Raw genomic sequence first — 15,608 nt, forward strand, 5'->3', positions numbered from 1 at the left:
TTGATTGAGGTCGCTGCGCTCATTTTTGCAAGAGTCTTATGTCTTATGTTTATCGGCTCGTCCTGATGACGAGAGGCGTTTTGTTATGAAGTTTGTTGATGAAGTATCGATCAAGGTAAAAGCGGGCGACGGTGGTAACGGTTGCATGAGTTTCCGTCGCGAGAAGTTCATCGAAAATGGCGGCCCTAACGGCGGTGATGGTGGTGATGGCGGCTCGATCTTCATGGTCGCCGACGAAAACCTCAACACGCTGGTTGACTACCGTTACACCCGTCACTTTGACGCTGAGCGCGGTTCGAACGGCGGCAGCGCGGACTGCACTGGTCGCAAGGGTGAGGACCTGATCCTGCGCGTGCCGGTCGGCACCACGGTGATCGATGCGGGTACGCAGGAAGTCATTGGCGACCTGACCAAGGCGGGTCAGAAGTTGATGGTGGTGCAAGGTGGCTGGCACGGTCTGGGTAACACCCGATTCAAGTCCAGTACCAACCGTGCGCCGCGCCAAACCACGCCGGGTAAGCCGGGTGAGTTGCGTGACCTGAAACTGGAGCTCAAAGTGCTGGCCGACGTCGGTCTGCTGGGCTTGCCGAACGCCGGTAAAAGTACCTTTATTCGTTCGGTGTCCGCAGCCAAGCCAAAAGTGGCGGATTATCCGTTCACTACTCTGGTGCCTAACCTGGGCGTGGTCAGCGTTGATCGCTGGAAGAGCTTTGTCATTGCCGACATCCCGGGTTTGATCGAAGGGGCTTCGGATGGCGCGGGCCTGGGGATTCGCTTCCTCAAGCACTTGGCGCGTACTCGCCTGTTGCTGCACCTCGTCGACATGGCGCCGGTGGAGGGCACTGACAGCGCTGCGGATACTGCTGAAGTCATCGTTAACGAGCTGACCAAGTTCAGCCCGTCGCTGGCTGAGCGTGATCGTTGGCTGGTGCTGAACAAGTGTGATTCGTTGCCGCAGGATGAGCACGATGCACGCGTTAAAGAAGTGGTGGATCGTCTTGAGTGGACAGGTCCTGTGTATGTGATTTCGGCGATTGCCAAAATCGGTACCGACAAGCTGTGCCACGACATCATGCGCTACCTCGAAGATCGTGCTGACCGTCTGGCCAATGACCCTGCTTATAAAGCAGAGCTGGCTGAGCTGGATCAGCGCATCGAAGACGAAGCGCGTGCGCAGTTGCAAGCGCTTGATGACAAGCGTGCTCTGCGTCGCAGTGGCGTGAAGAGCGTCCATGATATCGGTGAAGATGACTGGGACGAAGAAGACGTTGATGACGAAGATGGTCCGGAAATCATTTACGTCCGCGACTGATTTGTTGCAGTAAACTACAGCGCCGCTCAATTGAGCGGCGTTTTAGCATCTACGAAACGGTAATCAAAAAATTTCCATGAGTGGCGCTCGGTCGCGCTGCTCTCAGGCATAGGTTGGATGATGATGCGGAGCAAGGTGACGGGTGCCCAGCGTTGGGTTGTGAAGATCGGCAGCGCATTGCTGACAGCCGATGGCAAAGGCCTGGATCGTGCAGCAATGGGTGTTTGGGTTGAGCAAATGGTCGCCCTGCACGAGGCGGGTGTTGAGTTGGTGCTGGTGTCTTCGGGCGCGGTTGCGGCTGGCATGAGTCGTCTGGGCTGGACCGTGCGCCCGAGTGCCATGCACGAGCTGCAGGCCGCTGCAGCAATCGGGCAAATGGGGTTGGTGCAAGCGTGGGAGTCGAGCTTTGCGGAACATTCCCGTCACACCGCGCAAATTCTGCTGACGCATGACGATTTGTCTGACCGAAAGCGCTATCTAAATGCCCGCAGCACTTTGCGTGCGTTAGTTGAGCTGGGTGTTATCCCGGTCATCAACGAAAACGACACCGTGGTGACCGATGAGATCCGCTTTGGTGATAACGACACCTTGGCGGCGCTGGTGGCCAACCTGGTCGAAGCTGATCTGCTGGTGATTCTGACGGATCGCGACGGCATGTTTGACGCCGATCCGCGAAACAACCCTGATGCCAAAATGATTTACGAAGCCCGTGCTGATGATCCAGCGCTGGATGCGGTCGCAGGGGGCACGGGTGGCGCGCTGGGGCGTGGTGGCATGCAAACCAAGTTGCGTGCCGCGCGACTGGCCGCGCGCTCCGGGGCGCACACGATTATCGTGGGTGGGCGTCTGGAGCGCGTGTTGGACCGTTTGAAGGCGGGTGAGCGCCTGGGCACATTGCTGTCACCTGAGCGCGGTCTGCTCGCAGCGCGTAAGCAGTGGCTGGCGGGGCATCTCCAGACGCGCGGCACGCTAGTGCTGGATGAGGGCGCGGTAGCGGCCTTGTCGCAGGGTCATAAAAGTCTGCTGCCTGTGGGCGTGAAAGCAGTGCAGGGCGGTTTTCGCCGCGGTGAAATGGTGGTGTGCGTGGCGCCGGACGGGCGAGAAGTTGCACGCGGCCTCGCTAACTACAGTGCGGCGGAAGCGCAAAAAATTATCGGGCAGTCGTCAGATGCGATTGTCAGCGTGTTGGGTTATATGGCGGAGCCAGAGCTGGTTCATCGCGATAACCTGATTTTGGTCTGAGTGTGGGGTGCGTATGCGTTTGATCAAGGGGTTGTTGGGGTTGGTGCTGGCAATGCCGTTGCTGGCGTCGGCGCAGGAGATTGGCGCGGTGTCGACCGTATTCAAGCTGGTGGGTCCAAATGATCGCATCGTGGTCGAAGCGTTCGATGATCCTAAGGTTGAAGGCGTTACCTGCTACTTGTCTCGCGCTAAAACGGGCGGTATGAAAGGGGGTTTGGGTTTGGCGGAAGATCGCGCAGAGGCGTCGATTGCATGCCGTCAGACCGGTCCGATCAGCTTTAAGGGTGAGTTGAAAGACGGCGATGAAGTGTTCAAGGAACGCACCTCGTTGGTATTCAAGACCATGCAGGTGGTGCGTTTCCTCGATAAAAAGCGCAATACGCTGGTGTACCTGGTGTACAGCGATCGTCTGATCGAAGGCAGTCCGCAGAACGCGGTCACAGCAATCCCGATCCTGCCGTGGCCTCACGGGTAGCGGCGGTTAGTAAAAAAGCTGCGACAGGGGACACTCTGATCGCAGCTTTTTTATGCCTGTCGATAATGTGAATCAGCGCCTGCTTTTTTACGGGCAATAAAAAACCGACCCTGAGGTCGGTTTTTTAAAAAGCTTATCGCTTAAGCAGCAGTCGCAAGGTTCAACGCCTTGACGTGGCCATTCAGGCGGCTCTTATGGCGAGCAGCTTTGTTCTTGTGGATGATGCCTTTATCGGCCATACGGTCGATAACAGGAACAGCCAGAACATAAGCAGCTTGCGCTTTAGCGGCGTCTTTTGCGTCGATGGCTTTAACTACATTCTTGATGTAGGTACGAACCATGGAACGCAGGCTGGCGTTGTGGCTGCGACGCTTCTCAGCCTGTTTTGCACGTTTTTTGGCGGAAGGTGTGTTGGCCACCGTCGAGCTCCTCGAAAGACTTTTAGGAAATAACAAACAAAATAGGCCGCGAATCATGCCGATGACGTGAAGGCTTGTCAAGGGCGATTGATACGATCCGCTGAGTGGTGGATCGAGGGAGACGGGAGATTTATTTCCGGCGCTTGACCTGTAAACTCGCGAGCTTGGCTCTGTGCTGTTGCGGCGCGCAGTATCGCATAAGTGGACGCTTTGTTCGCCTGCTCTTTCTTTAATAGGCAAAAACTCTTTCAATGAATTTGCTCAAATCGTTGGCTGCCGTCAGCTCAATCACCATGATTTCAAGGGTTTTGGGCTTTGTTCGGGACACGATCATTGCACGCACCTTTGGCGCCGGAATGGCCACGGATGCGTTCTTTATCGCCTTTAAACTGCCTAATCTGCTGCGTCGGATCTTCGCCGAGGGTGCATTTTCGCAAGCTTTTGTACCGATATTGGCGGAGTACAAAAGCCAGCAGGGCGAGGAAGCGACACGCACCTTCGTGGCTTATGTGGCCGGTTTGCTGACCCTGGTACTGGCAATTGTCACTGCGTTAGGCATGATTGCTGCGCCTTGGGTGATCTGGGCCACGGCGCCGGGCTTTGCCACCACGCCAGAGAAATTCCAGCTCACCAGTGACATGCTGCGTGTCACCTTCCCTTATATATTGCTGATTTCGCTGTCTTCGCTGGCGGGTGCGATCCTCAACACGTGGAACCGCTTTTCGGTCCCGGCCTTTGTGCCGACCCTGCTCAACGTCAGCATGATTATTTTCGCGCTGTTCCTGACGCCTTATTTTGACCCGCCCGTGATGGCCTTGGGCTGGGCAGTGCTGGCCGGTGGTTTGGCTCAGTTGCTGTTCCAGTTACCGCACCTGAAAAAAATCGGCATGTTGGTGTTGCCTCGCCTGAACCTGCGCGATACCGGTGTCTGGCGGGTCATGAAACAGATGTTGCCCGCCATTCTGGGGGTGTCGGTCAGCCAGATTTCATTGATCATCAACACGATTTTTGCCTCGTTTCTGGTCGCAGGCTCGGTGTCCTGGATGTACTACGCCGATCGCCTGATGGAATTGCCTTCCGGTGTTTTGGGCGTCGCGCTGGGTACGATCCTGTTGCCAACCCTCTCCAAAACCTATGCCAATAAAGACCGCCAGGAGTATTCGCGAATTCTCGATTGGGGCTTGCGTCTGTGTTTTGTGCTGGTTTTGCCGTGTTCGCTGGCATTGGCGATTCTGGCTGAGCCGCTGACGGTTTCGCTGTTTCAGTACGGCGAGTTCAGTGCGCTGGATGCGGCAATGACCCAGCGCGCCCTGATGGCGTATTCGGTCGGTTTGCTGGGCATTATCTTGATCAAAGTGCTGGCTCCCGGCTTTTACGCTCAACAAAATATTCGTACGCCGGTGAAAATTGCCGTGTTTACCTTGATCCTCACCCAATTGCTGAACCTGGTGTTCATCGTGCCGTTGCAGCACGCAGGCCTGGCGCTGGCAATCAGTGTGGGGGCGTGCATCAATGCGGGCCTGTTGTTTTGGCAGTTACGCAAACAACAGCTATTTGTGGTCCAGCCTGGCTGGACCAAATACCTGTGCAAGCTGTTACTGGCCGTGGCCGTGATGTCGGGCGTTTTGATTGGGCTTATGCACGTGATGCCAGCGTGGGACCACGGTCATATGCTGGAGCGCTTCCTGCGTTTGGGCGGCTTAGTGGTCGCGGGCGTGCTGGCTTATTTCGGCATGTTGTTGTTGCTTGGCTTGCGTTTGAAGGATTTCGCCCGCAAGTCTCTTATGTAGGGTAATGGTCGCTCAGGCGTCTATTTTGTCGCATTGACTGAATTTGCCGTGCGCTGTTGCCTGTTGTAGCGGGCTGGGTGTGGTTATAATCGGCCACTTTATGAGCAAGAAGCGCGTTATGCAGCTGGTTCGAGGCCTTCACAATCTGCGGCCCCAACATCGGGGCTGTGTCGCCACTATTGGCAACTTTGACGGTGTACACCGTGGTCACCAGGCAATCCTGGGTCGGCTGCGCGAACGTGCACTGGAGTTGGGTGTGCCCAGCTGCGTGGTGATTTTTGAACCGCAGCCGCGCGAATTTTTTGCCCCTGAAACCGCTCCGGCCCGCTTGGCACGCTTGCGTGACAAGTTGCAGTTGCTGGCTGATGAAGGCGTTGATCGCGTACTGTGCCTGGCGTTCAACCAGCGTTTAAGCAAGCTCAGCGCCGCTGAGTTTGTGGACACGATTCTGGTGGACGGCTTGGGTGTGCAGCACCTGGAGGTCGGTGACGACTTCCGTTTTGGCTGCGACCGGGTGGGCGATTTTGACTTCCTGCAACAGGCAGGCGCCCTGCAGGGCTTTACTGTAGAGGCGGCGCAAACCGTTGAGCTGGATAGCCTGCGAGTCAGCAGCACCAAGGTGCGTGACGCGTTGGCCAATGCCGACTTTACCCTTGCTGAGCGTCTGTTGGGGCGTCCTTTTCAGATTGCCGGACGCGTGTTGCATGGGCAAAAACTGGCGCGCCAATTGGGCACGCCAACGGCCAATATTCAGTTAAAGCGTCGTCGTGTGCCGCTCACCGGGGTGTATCTGGTCAGTGTTGAGATCGACGGAAAAACGTGGCCCGGTGTCGCCAATATTGGCGTACGGCCATCAGTTGCAGGGGATGGCAGTGCCCATCTCGAAGTACATCTATTGGATTTCGCTGGCGATTTGTATGGCCAGCGTCTGACCGTGGCATTCCACCACAAGCTGCGTGATGAGCAGCGTTTTGCCTCTCTGGAGGCGCTCAAGACGGCGATCAATGCGGACGTCGCCGCCGCCCGAGCCTATTGGCTGGGTCAACCGCTTAAAAAGAGCCTGAAATGACCGACTACAAAGCCACGCTAAACCTTCCGGACACAGCCTTCCCAATGAAGGCCGGCCTGCCACAGCGCGAACCGCAAATTTTGCAGCGCTGGGACAGCATTGGCCTGTACGGGAAGTTGCGCGAGATTGGCAAGGATCGTCCGAAGTTCGTACTTCACGACGGTCCTCCCTACGCCAACGGCACGATTCACATCGGTCATGCGCTGAACAAAATCCTCAAGGACATGATCATCCGTTCCAAAACCCTCTCGGGTTTTGATGCGCCGTACGTGCCGGGCTGGGATTGCCACGGTTTGCCGATTGAGCACAAAGTTGAAGTGACTCACGGTAAAAACCTGCCCGCGGATAAAACCCGCGAGCTGTGCCGTGCCTACGCCACTGAGCAGATCGAAGGGCAAAAAACCGAGTTTATCCGTTTGGGTGTACTGGGCGACTTCGCTAACCCGTACAAAACCATGGACTTCAAGAACGAAGCCGGTGAAATCCGCGCCCTGGCCGAAATCGTCAAGGCGGGCTTCGTGTTCAAGGGCCTCAAGCCTGTGAACTGGTGTTTTGACTGTGGCTCGGCGCTGGCTGAAGCCGAAGTCGAATATCAGGACAAAAAATCCGCTGCCATCGACGTAGCCTTCCCGGTTGCCGACGAGGCCAAACTGGCTGAAGCCTTTGGTTTGGCAGCCCTGAGCAAGCCGACGTCGATTGTGATCTGGACCACTACCCCGTGGACCATCCCGGCCAACCAGGCGCTCAACGTTCACCCCGAATTCACCTACGCGCTGGTCGATGTGGGTGACAAGTACCTGGTTCTGGCTGAAGAGCTGGTTGAGTCGAGCCTGGCGCGCTACAACCTGCAAGGTTCGGTGATTGCCACCACCACCGGCTCTGCGCTGGAGCTGATTAATTTCCGTCACCCGTTCTACGACCGTCTGTCGCCTGTTTACCTGGCCGAGTACGTTGAGCTGGGCGCGGGCACTGGCGTGGTTCACTCCGCACCGGCTTACGGTGTAGACGACTTCGTGACCTGCAAAGCTTATGGCATGGTCAATGACGACATCATCAACCCGGTTCAGAGCAACGGCGTGTATGTACCGTCGCTGGAGTTCTTCGGTGGCCAGTTCATCTGGAAGGCTAACCAGAACATCATCGACAAGCTGACTGAAGTCGGCTCGCTGATGTTTACCGAAACCATCAGCCACAGCTACATGCACTGCTGGCGTCACAAGACCCCGCTGATCTACCGCGCCACCGCGCAATGGTTCATCGGCATGGACAAAGAGCCGGTTGCCGGCGACACCCTGCGCACCCGTGCGTTGCAGGCCATTGAAGACACCCAGTTCGTTCCGGCGTGGGGCCAGGCGCGCCTGCATTCGATGATCGCCAACCGTCCCGACTGGTGCATCTCGCGTCAGCGCAACTGGGGCGTGCCGATCCCGTTCTTCCTGAACAAGGAAAGCGGCGAGCTGCACCCGCGTACCGTCGAAATGATGGAAGAAGTGGCCAAGCGCGTTGAGCTGGAAGGCATTGAAGCCTGGTTCAAGATGGACGCTGCCGAGCTGCTGGGCGACGAAGCGCCGCTGTACGACAAAATCTGCGACACGCTGGACGTGTGGTTCGATTCGGGCACCACGCACTGGCACGTCCTGCGCGGTTCGCACCCAATGGGCCACGAAACCGGTCCGCGTGCCGATCTCTACCTTGAAGGTTCCGACCAGCACCGTGGCTGGTTCCACTCCTCCTTGCTGACCGGTTGCGCCATCGACAACCACGCGCCGTACCGCGAGCTGCTGACCCACGGCTTCACCGTGGACGAAGCCGGTCGCAAGATGTCCAAGTCGTTGGGCAACGTGATTGCACCGCAGAAAGTCAACGATACCCTGGGCGCTGACATCATGCGTCTGTGGGTGGCATCGACCGACTACTCGGGCGAGATCGCCGTGTCCGACCAGATCCTGCAACGTAGCGCGGATGCCTACCGCCGTATCCGTAACACCGCACGCTTCCTGCTGTCGAACCTGACCGGTTTCAACCCGGCCACTGACATCTTGCCTGCTGAAGAAATGCTGGCACTGGATCGTTGGGCGGTTGACCGCGCACTGTTGCTGCAACGCGAGCTGGAACTTCACTACGGTGAATACCGCTTCTGGAACGTGTACTCCAAAGTGCACAACTTCTGCGTGCAAGAGCTGGGCGGTTTCTACCTCGACATCATCAAGGACCGTCAATACACCACGGGCGCCAACAGCAAGGCCCGTCGTTCGTGCCAGACCGCACTGTTCCACATCTCTGAAGCGCTGGTGCGCTGGATCGCTCCGATCCTGGCCTTCACCGCCGACGAGTTGTGGCAATACCTGCCGGGCGAGCGCAACGAATCAGTAATGCTCAATACCTGGTACCAGGGCCTGAGCGAAATGCCAGAAGGCACCGAGCTGGGCCGTGCCTACTGGGAACGGATCATGGCAGTCAAAGTGGCGGTCAACAAAGAGATGGAGAACCTGCGTGCGGCCAAAGCCATTGGCGGCAACTTGCAGGCTGAAGTCACCTTGTTCGCCGAAGATGAACTGGCCGCCGACCTGACCAAGCTGAGCAACGAACTGCGCTTCGTACTGATCACCTCCACGGCCAGTGTCGCGCCGTTTGCATCGGCTCCGGCAGATGCAGTGATCACTGAAGTGGCGGGCCTCAAGCTCAAAGTGGTCAAGTCCGCTCACGCCAAGTGCGCGCGTTGCTGGCATTGCCGCGAAGACGTGGGTATTGATCCACAGCACCCGGAAATCTGCGGTCGTTGCGTAGACAACATTAGCGGCGCGGGCGAGGTACGTCACTATGCCTAACACCAGCACTGCCGGGCGCTTCGGGCGCTTGGGCTGGCTGTGGTTGACCCTGCTGGTTCTGGTCATTGACCAGGCCAGCAAGGTCTATTTCGACGGCGCCTTACAGATGTACCAACAGATCGTCATCATCCCTGACTACTTCAGTTGGACTTTGGCCTACAACACTGGCGCCGCTTTCAGCTTCCTGGCTGACAGCGCAGGCTGGCAGCGTTGGCTGTTTGCCCTGATCGCCGTCGTGGTCAGTGCCGTGCTGGTGGTCTGGCTCAAGCGTCTGGGGCGTGATGACACGTGGCTAGCCATTGCGCTGGCCCTGATTCTGGGCGGCGCGTTGGGTAACTTGTATGACCGCATTGCTTACGGCCATGTGATCGATTTCATTCTGGTGCACTGGCAAAATCGCTGGTACTTCCCTGCATTCAACTTCGCTGACAGTGCGATTTGTGTAGGCGCCGTGATGCTGGCACTGGATATGTTCAAAAGTAAAAAGTCCGGAGAACCCGTTCATGACTGAGCCTCGTATTGGCCAGAACACGGAAGTCACCCTGCATTTCGCTTTACGCCTGGAGAATGGCGACACCGTCGACAGTACGTTCGACAAATCCCCTGCAACCTTCAAGGTCGGTGATGGCAACCTGTTGCCAGGTTTTGAGGCGGCTATTTTCGGCTTCAAGGCCGGTGACGTACGCACCCTGGAGATCCTTCCAGAGAACGCGTTCGGCCAGCCCAACCCGCAAAACGTGCAAATCATCCCGCGATCGCAGTTCAAGGACATGGAACTGTCCGAAGGTTTGCTGGTGATTTTCAACGATGCGGCTAACACCGAGTTGCCCGGCGTGGTCAAAGCCTTTGACGACGAGCAGGTCACCATTGATTTCAACCACCCGCTGGCAGGTAAAACCCTGACTTTCGAAGTGGATATCAAAGACGTCAAAGCGCTGTAAATCCAGTGCCCGGCTGCGGCCGGGCCTGTTTGGCATTATTTTTCTGCGCGTCCCACGAGGCCTAGCATGCACATCAAACTCGCCAACCCCCGTGGTTTTTGCGCCGGGGTGGACCGAGCGATTGAGATCGTCAATCGCGCTCTGGAAGTTTTCGGTCCGCCTATCTACGTACGCCACGAAGTGGTGCACAACAAATTTGTGGTCGAAGACCTGCGCTCCCGTGGCGCGATCTTCGTCGAAGAGCTGGACCAGGTGCCAGACGACGTGATTGTGATTTTCAGTGCACACGGCGTTTCCCAGGCTGTACGCACCGAAGCCGCAGGGCGTGGCCTTAAAGTGTTCGACGCGACCTGCCCGTTGGTCACCAAGGTACATATCGAGGTGGCGCGCTACAGCCGCGACGGCCGCGAATGCATCCTGATCGGGCATGCCGGTCACCCTGAAGTTGAAGGCACGATGGGGCAGTACGACGCCAGCAATGGCGGTGCGATCTATCTGGTTGAAGACGAAAAAGACGTGGCCGACCTGCAAGTGCACAACCCGGAAAAACTGGCGTTCGTGACCCAGACCACTTTGTCGATGGACGATACCAGTCGTGTGATCGATGCCTTGCGTACACGCTTCCCGGCCATCGGCGGCCCGCGTAAGGATGACATTTGCTACGCCACGCAAAACCGTCAGGACGCTGTAAAGCAGTTGGCAGATGAGTGCGACGTGGTGTTGGTGGTGGGCAGCCCGAACAGCTCCAACTCCAACCGCCTGCGTGAATTGGCTGAGCGCATGGCCACGCCGGCGTATCTGATCGACGGTGCCGAAGACCTGCAAAAAAGCTGGTTCGATGGCGTCCAGCGCATTGGCATCACCGCAGGCGCCTCGGCGCCCGAAGTGTTGGTACGCGGGGTAATTCAACAATTGCACGCGTGGGGTGCGACCGGCGCCGATGAGTTGGCTGGGCGCGAAGAGAACATTACGTTCTCCATGCCCAAAGAGCTGCGGGTTCGCTCCATCACTTAAGCCATTTCGCACAATGCTTGCGCCGCCATCTGGTTGCGCAGGCTGATTCTCCCGCTTTTCGCGAGCACTATCTGATAGTGGCTCAGCGCCTCTTTTGTGTGACACACATGCAGTGTCCCCGCTTGAAATGCCCCGGCATTCAGCACAGGCTCGCCGAGCGGGTTAAACCGCACGTAGTGTTTGACGGGTGAATTCCCGGCTATCAGAACGTGCAGGCCGGTGTGTCTTTCGGTGAGCACTGGATTGTTTGCATCGGTATGCCCTTGACCGCTGACGTCCAGAATCACCCTCCAGCCCTTGCTCCAATTTTCTTCCAGTGCATGGATCACTACAGATTGATGGCGTATTAACGCTTCACTGCGGGCTTTGCGCAGGCTGCTGGTCAGTTCTTGCGCAAGGGTTTGGCGTCGTTGCTGCTCAATGAGTGTGTTGTAGGCCGGACTGGCAAATTGGGCCGTAATGGCCAATATCGACAACGTAAGCAGCAACTGAATCAGGCTCATGCCTCGTTGGTACACGTTTAATCTCCCTGAAACTCAATGCCCTGATCAGTCCTAGGTATAGCTGGGAGCCTGGCTGCCGCCGATCTTTTTGGCGGTGCCAATCATTGCGCCATGTTTAGGGCTTTTAGCGTGGCTGCGGCTTACGTATTGCAGCGAAAAACCCTTCATCAGCTTCAGTCGTGTCCCGTCTGTGTGCAGTGAACTCAAGGCTAGGCTTTTGGCATGACGACACAGGACGTGTCGCCTCGGTGAATCCTCAAGGATGAATGTGATGCGGCGTTGTAACCAACACCCACAAGCGGGCATGACCTTGATCGAAGTCTTGATTGCCACGCTGATATTAAGTGTTGGTCTTTTAGGGGCGGCAGGCGCTCAAATCAAAGCGTTGAAATACGTCGACAGCGCGCTGATGAGCACTCAGGCCAGTTTTATCGCGTATGACATGTTGGACCGCATACGGGCCAATTCGGCGGGTGATTATCGTACCTCGGCGTTGACGGCCACCCATCACGGCATCAGTGCGACCAACGTCGCGGGACAGGATCTGAATGAGTTCAAGCGCAACATCCGTCAATTTGCGGGTGACAGTGCGCGGGGCGCTATTTCGGTCAGCGAGCAGCAAGTGACCATTCACCTGGAATGGGACGATTCGCGTGCAGAAGGGCTGGATGGGGCTTTTCAGTCATTCACCCTGCGCAGCCAGTTGCTGCTTCAGCATTCAGTGCTAAGCCATGAGCAAGTCTGACGCAGGCTTCGGCTTGATCGAGCTGACGGTTGCGATGGCGTTGGGCTTGCTGCTGGTGTTGGGCATGACTCAGATCTTTTTGAGCGCCCGCGGGAGCTATTTAGCGCAAGGTGCATCCGCCCAATTACAGGAAGACGCCCGGTATGTATTGAGCAAAATTGCTCAGGAAGTCCGTATGGCCGGCATGTTCGGTTGCCTGCCGAGCGAACGGATGATCGATGCGCCTTCAGCGTTTAAAACGCCGATCTTCTGGAGGGGAACTGTGAGTGCAGGTGCGCTGCATATGATCAGCGCAGATGTGGGGCTTGTTTCCGGCAAGCCTGACTGGACCGTCGTTACAGATTGTAAAAAACGCGCTCAGGCATTTTCGGGTGCGCAATTGGCCTTAGCCCCAGGAGAAATTGGCTTCCCTATACGTCAGGTTGTTTACCTGTTTGAACAGGGCCAATTGAAAAGCGGGCTTACCAAGTCAGTACTTTTGGACAATGTAGCGGCGTTCGATGTGAGTTTTGGTATGTCCAGTTCCAGAGAGACGCAGCCCGTTGTGCACTATGAGTCCAGCCCTGTGGACCCTTCACGTATTCGCAGTGTGCGTATCGCGCTGACAATGAGAGACCCCACGTTGCGGGTCAAAGACCAGGCTTACCATGTGGTGGTCGCCTTACGTAATCGACTGGGATAGGGCAGGGGTATGGCGCTGGGCTCACGTACACAAAAAGGCATGGCGTTATTGGTCAGTCTGATTTTTTTGATGCTGCTTAGCCTGATGGGGCTTGGCGCACTCGAAAATGCCGGGCAGCAGGAAAAAATGGCAGGCAGTGTGCGGCTCGCTCATCAATCTTTTCAGGTCGCTGAAAGTGCATTGCGCATCGGGGAATCGTGGCTTCACATGCAGTGGGCTGATATGGCCGAATGCGTTTCGATAGCGCACTGCGCTCCGCCTTCTGAGGTGAAAGCACGTCTCTCGCCCGGTATTGATCCGCAATCGGGGGTGAATTGGGTGCGCGTGGCAGATGGTTTGTACGGCATCCAATTCCTGGGGCGTAGCAGCGAAGCGCTGGCCTCATCAGCGGGAGGCTCTACCCATCTGTACCGCGTAAGCGGGATTGGATTGCGAGGTCAGTCGCGCACAGTGCTAGAAACTATTTACGCCCGTTATCAAACCTCGGACGAAGGCGTTGGAATGCCTGCACGTCAGAGCTTTCGCCGGAGCATGTGGCGACAGATTCAATAGGAAATGCGCAATGTTTAGACCTGACGCAGGTTTCACCCTGATCGAATTGATGATCGCGGTGACGATCATCGGTATCCTTGGAGCCTTCGTTTACCCGCTCTACAACGATTATGTGAAGCGCGCGTATCGCGCTCAAATTGTCGTACTCCTGTCAGAGCAAGCCCAAAGTCTAGAGCGTTTTTATACGAAAAACGGGTTATATAGCGGCATGCAAGAACTCAGTGAGGGCAATGAGCACTACAACATTGCGTCGAATCTTGCTGATCACGGGTTTGTGTTGAGCGCTATACGTAAGCAAGGTTTTGCGATGGCAACCGATCCGTGTGGAGATTTCACGCTGACGCATACCGGTTTAACCTCGATAACCCAGGCCGCCCCGAACCTCACAGCGCAGCAGTGTTGGGGGCGCTGACACTTTATTTTGATGATGGGTTGGATGCATAGATGGCTAGGCAGCAACGGGTGGTGATTGTTGGAGGCGGGGTGATAGGCCTGTTAACGGCGTTTAATCTGGCCGCCGACGTTGAACAGGTGACTTTGTTGGACCGCAACACCGTTGGGCAGGAGTCTTCATGGGCGGGCGGGGGCATTGTTTCGCCGCTTTACCCTTGGCGCTACACCCCTGCGGTCACGGCGTTGGCTCATTGGTCGCAAGATTTTTATCCGCGTTTGGCTGAGCGCTTGTTTGCCTCTACTGGCGTCGATCCTGAAGTTCATACAACGGGTTTGTACTGGCTGGATCTGGATGATGAAGCCGAGGCGTTGGCATGGGCCGAGCGTGAAGGCAGGCCTCTGAGTGCGGTGGATATTTCATCGGTTGAAAGTCGTGTACCTGTGTTGGGTCATGGTTTTTCTCGCGCCATTTATATGAAAGACGTGGCCAACGTGCGTAACCCGCGTCTTGTTAAGTCGCTTAAGGCAGCGCTGCTGGCGATGCCCAATGTGACCATTCATGAGCAGTGTGAGGTACAGGGTTTTATTCTTGATGGCACAACCATCAAGGGGGTCGACACGGCTCAAGGCCCGATGCTTGGCGATGAAGTGGTACTGGCCGCGGGTGCCTGGAGTGGCGAGCTTCTCAAAATCTTGAACCTGGAGTTGCCCGTAGAACCTGTAAAAGGTCAGATGATTTTGTACAAATGCTCGTCTGATTTCTTGTCGTGCATGGTGTTGGCCAAAGGGCGCTACGCAATACCGCGTCGTGACGGCCATATTTTGATTGGTAGCACCTTGGAGCACGAAGGCTTTGATAAAACGCCTACCGAGTCGGCGCTTGAAAGCCTGAAAGCGTCGGCCGTGGAGCTGATCCCTGCGTTGGCCGATGCCCAGCCTGTGGCGCATTGGGCCGGCTTGCGGCCAGGTTCGCCTGAAGGCATACCCTATATTGGCCGGCTGCCAGGCTTTGAAGGCTTGTGGTTGAATTGCGGGCACTATCGAAACGGACTGGTGTTGGCACCGGCTTCTTGCCAGTTGTTTGCCGATTTGTTACTGGGGCGAAGCCCCATCATCGACCCTGCCCCATACACACCGCAGGGGCGAGTTTAATCGTGTAGTCGCTGACGAGGCACGAGGCAGCGCTCGTAAACCTGATGGCTGCGGTATGTCTGAAGCGTCGGGTTGAATGGCTTTACGACGGCTATGCCGCCGATCACAGCCTCGTGTTACTCGTCAGCGACTACACGTTGGTGTTTCTTCGCGTTTTTATGTAGTCGCTGACGAGGCACGAGGTTGCGATCGAGTGCGCAGCGCTCGTAAAGCTGATGACTGCGATGCGTCTGAATCACCAGGTTGAATGGTTTTACGACGGCTTTGCCGCCGATCACAGCCTGGTGTTACTCGTCAGCGACTACACGTTCGCGTTTCTTCGCGTTTTTATGTAGTCGCTGACGAGGTACGAGGCTGCGATCGAGTGCGCAGCGCTCGTAAACCTGATGACTGCGGTGCGTCTGAATCACCGGGTTGAATGGCTTTGCGACGGCTATGCCGCCGATCGCAGCCTCGCGTTACTCGTCAGCGACTACACGTTCGCGTTTCTT

General features: G+C 56.6%; 16 protein-coding genes. 14 read left to right on the top strand and 2 right to left on the bottom strand.

Annotated features, from left to right (window positions below; genetic code table 11):
* The first annotated feature begins 85 nt into the window (after positions 1 to 85).
* The 3 genes from cgtA (at position 86) to AP059_RS14485 (ending at position 3,029) form a co-directional block, all read left to right on the top strand.
* Entirely contained in the window at positions 86 to 1,312 is a 1,227-nt protein-coding gene (gene cgtA, locus AP059_RS14475; protein WP_048362455.1) for an Obg family GTPase CgtA, read from the top strand.
* Between the two features lie 123 nt (positions 1,313 to 1,435).
* Positions 1,436 to 2,554 (top strand): glutamate 5-kinase, encoded by a 1,119-nt coding sequence (proB, locus tag AP059_RS14480; protein ID WP_059764041.1) that lies wholly within the window; start codon positions 1,436 to 1,438, stop codon positions 2,552 to 2,554.
* 13 nt (positions 2,555 to 2,567) lie between these two features.
* A complete protein-coding gene (locus AP059_RS14485) occupies positions 2,568 to 3,029 on the top strand; it encodes a CreA family protein (protein WP_059763979.1) in 462 nt (153 codons plus the stop codon).
* A 140-nt stretch (positions 3,030 to 3,169) separates the two neighbouring features.
* On the opposite strand, the gene rpsT is transcribed toward AP059_RS14485, so the two are convergent.
* A complete protein-coding gene (rpsT, locus tag AP059_RS14490; RefSeq protein WP_003443902.1) occupies positions 3,170 to 3,448 on the bottom strand; it encodes a 30S ribosomal protein S20 in 279 nt (92 codons plus the stop codon).
* Between the two features lie 251 nt (positions 3,449 to 3,699).
* On the opposite strand from rpsT, the gene murJ reads away from it, so the two are divergent.
* The 6 genes from murJ to ispH all read left to right on the top strand — a co-directional run bounded on the left by murJ (position 3,700) and on the right by ispH (position 11,090).
* Positions 3,700 to 5,238: a murein biosynthesis integral membrane protein MurJ gene (gene murJ / locus AP059_RS14500; RefSeq protein ID WP_059763982.1), complete on the top strand. Its 1,539-nt coding sequence runs from the start codon at positions 3,700 to 3,702 to the stop codon at positions 5,236 to 5,238.
* Between the two features lie 118 nt (positions 5,239 to 5,356).
* Positions 5,357 to 6,307, top strand: a complete 951-nt coding sequence (gene ribF, locus AP059_RS14505) for a bifunctional riboflavin kinase/FAD synthetase (RefSeq protein WP_059763984.1) — start codon at positions 5,357 to 5,359, stop codon at positions 6,305 to 6,307.
* Positions 6,304 to 9,135, top strand: coding sequence for an isoleucine--tRNA ligase (ileS, locus tag AP059_RS14510; RefSeq protein ID WP_059763986.1), 2,832 nt, complete (start codon positions 6,304 to 6,306; stop codon positions 9,133 to 9,135). Before ribF ends, ileS begins: the two co-directional genes overlap by 4 nt.
* Positions 9,128 to 9,646 (top strand): signal peptidase II, encoded by a 519-nt coding sequence (gene lspA / locus AP059_RS14515; RefSeq protein ID WP_048362460.1) that lies wholly within the window; start codon positions 9,128 to 9,130, stop codon positions 9,644 to 9,646. Before ileS ends, lspA begins: the two co-directional genes overlap by 8 nt.
* Positions 9,639 to 10,076 carry an FKBP-type peptidyl-prolyl cis-trans isomerase gene (locus AP059_RS14520; RefSeq protein ID WP_048362461.1) on the top strand — a complete coding sequence of 146 codons (438 nt, stop codon included), beginning with the start codon at positions 9,639 to 9,641 and terminating at the stop codon, positions 10,074 to 10,076. Before lspA ends, AP059_RS14520 begins: the two co-directional genes overlap by 8 nt.
* 66 nt (positions 10,077 to 10,142) lie before the next feature.
* Positions 10,143 to 11,090 carry a 4-hydroxy-3-methylbut-2-enyl diphosphate reductase gene (gene ispH, locus AP059_RS14525; protein WP_059763988.1) on the top strand — a complete coding sequence of 316 codons (948 nt, stop codon included), beginning with the start codon at positions 10,143 to 10,145 and terminating at the stop codon, positions 11,088 to 11,090.
* On the opposite strand, the gene AP059_RS14530 is transcribed toward ispH, so the two are convergent.
* Entirely contained in the window at positions 11,087 to 11,608 is a 522-nt protein-coding gene (locus tag AP059_RS14530; RefSeq protein WP_256209886.1) for a GspH/FimT family pseudopilin, read from the bottom strand. The genes ispH and AP059_RS14530 overlap by 4 nt on opposite strands.
* Positions 11,609 to 11,855: 247 nt before the next feature.
* On the opposite strand from AP059_RS14530, the gene pilV reads away from it, so the two are divergent.
* Genes pilV through thiO form a run of 5 tightly spaced genes read left to right on the top strand, consistent with a single transcriptional unit; the run spans position 11,856 to position 15,117 of the window.
* Positions 11,856 to 12,338 (top strand): type IV pilus modification protein PilV, encoded by a 483-nt coding sequence (gene pilV / locus AP059_RS14535; RefSeq protein ID WP_059763993.1) that lies wholly within the window; start codon positions 11,856 to 11,858, stop codon positions 12,336 to 12,338.
* Positions 12,339 to 12,351: 13 nt separating this feature from the next.
* Positions 12,352 to 13,020 (top strand): PilW family protein, encoded by a 669-nt coding sequence (locus AP059_RS14540; RefSeq protein WP_371260632.1) that lies wholly within the window; start codon positions 12,352 to 12,354, stop codon positions 13,018 to 13,020.
* Between the two features lie 39 nt (positions 13,021 to 13,059).
* Positions 13,060 to 13,572, top strand: coding sequence for a pilus assembly PilX family protein (locus AP059_RS14545; protein ID WP_256209888.1), 513 nt, complete (start codon positions 13,060 to 13,062; stop codon positions 13,570 to 13,572).
* A 10-nt stretch (positions 13,573 to 13,582) separates the two neighbouring features.
* Entirely contained in the window at positions 13,583 to 13,984 is a 402-nt protein-coding gene (locus tag AP059_RS14550; protein WP_059764000.1) for a type IV pilin protein, read from the top strand.
* 32 nt (positions 13,985 to 14,016) lie between these two features.
* Positions 14,017 to 15,117 (top strand): glycine oxidase ThiO, encoded by a 1,101-nt coding sequence (thiO, locus tag AP059_RS14555; protein ID WP_059764003.1) that lies wholly within the window; start codon positions 14,017 to 14,019, stop codon positions 15,115 to 15,117.
* The last annotated feature ends 491 nt before the right edge of the window (positions 15,118 to 15,608 follow it).

The sequence above is a fragment of the Pseudomonas sp. TAA207 genome (genome assembly GCF_001529285.1).
Lineage (GTDB): Bacteria > Pseudomonadota > Gammaproteobacteria > Pseudomonadales > Pseudomonadaceae > Aquipseudomonas > Aquipseudomonas weihenstephanensis.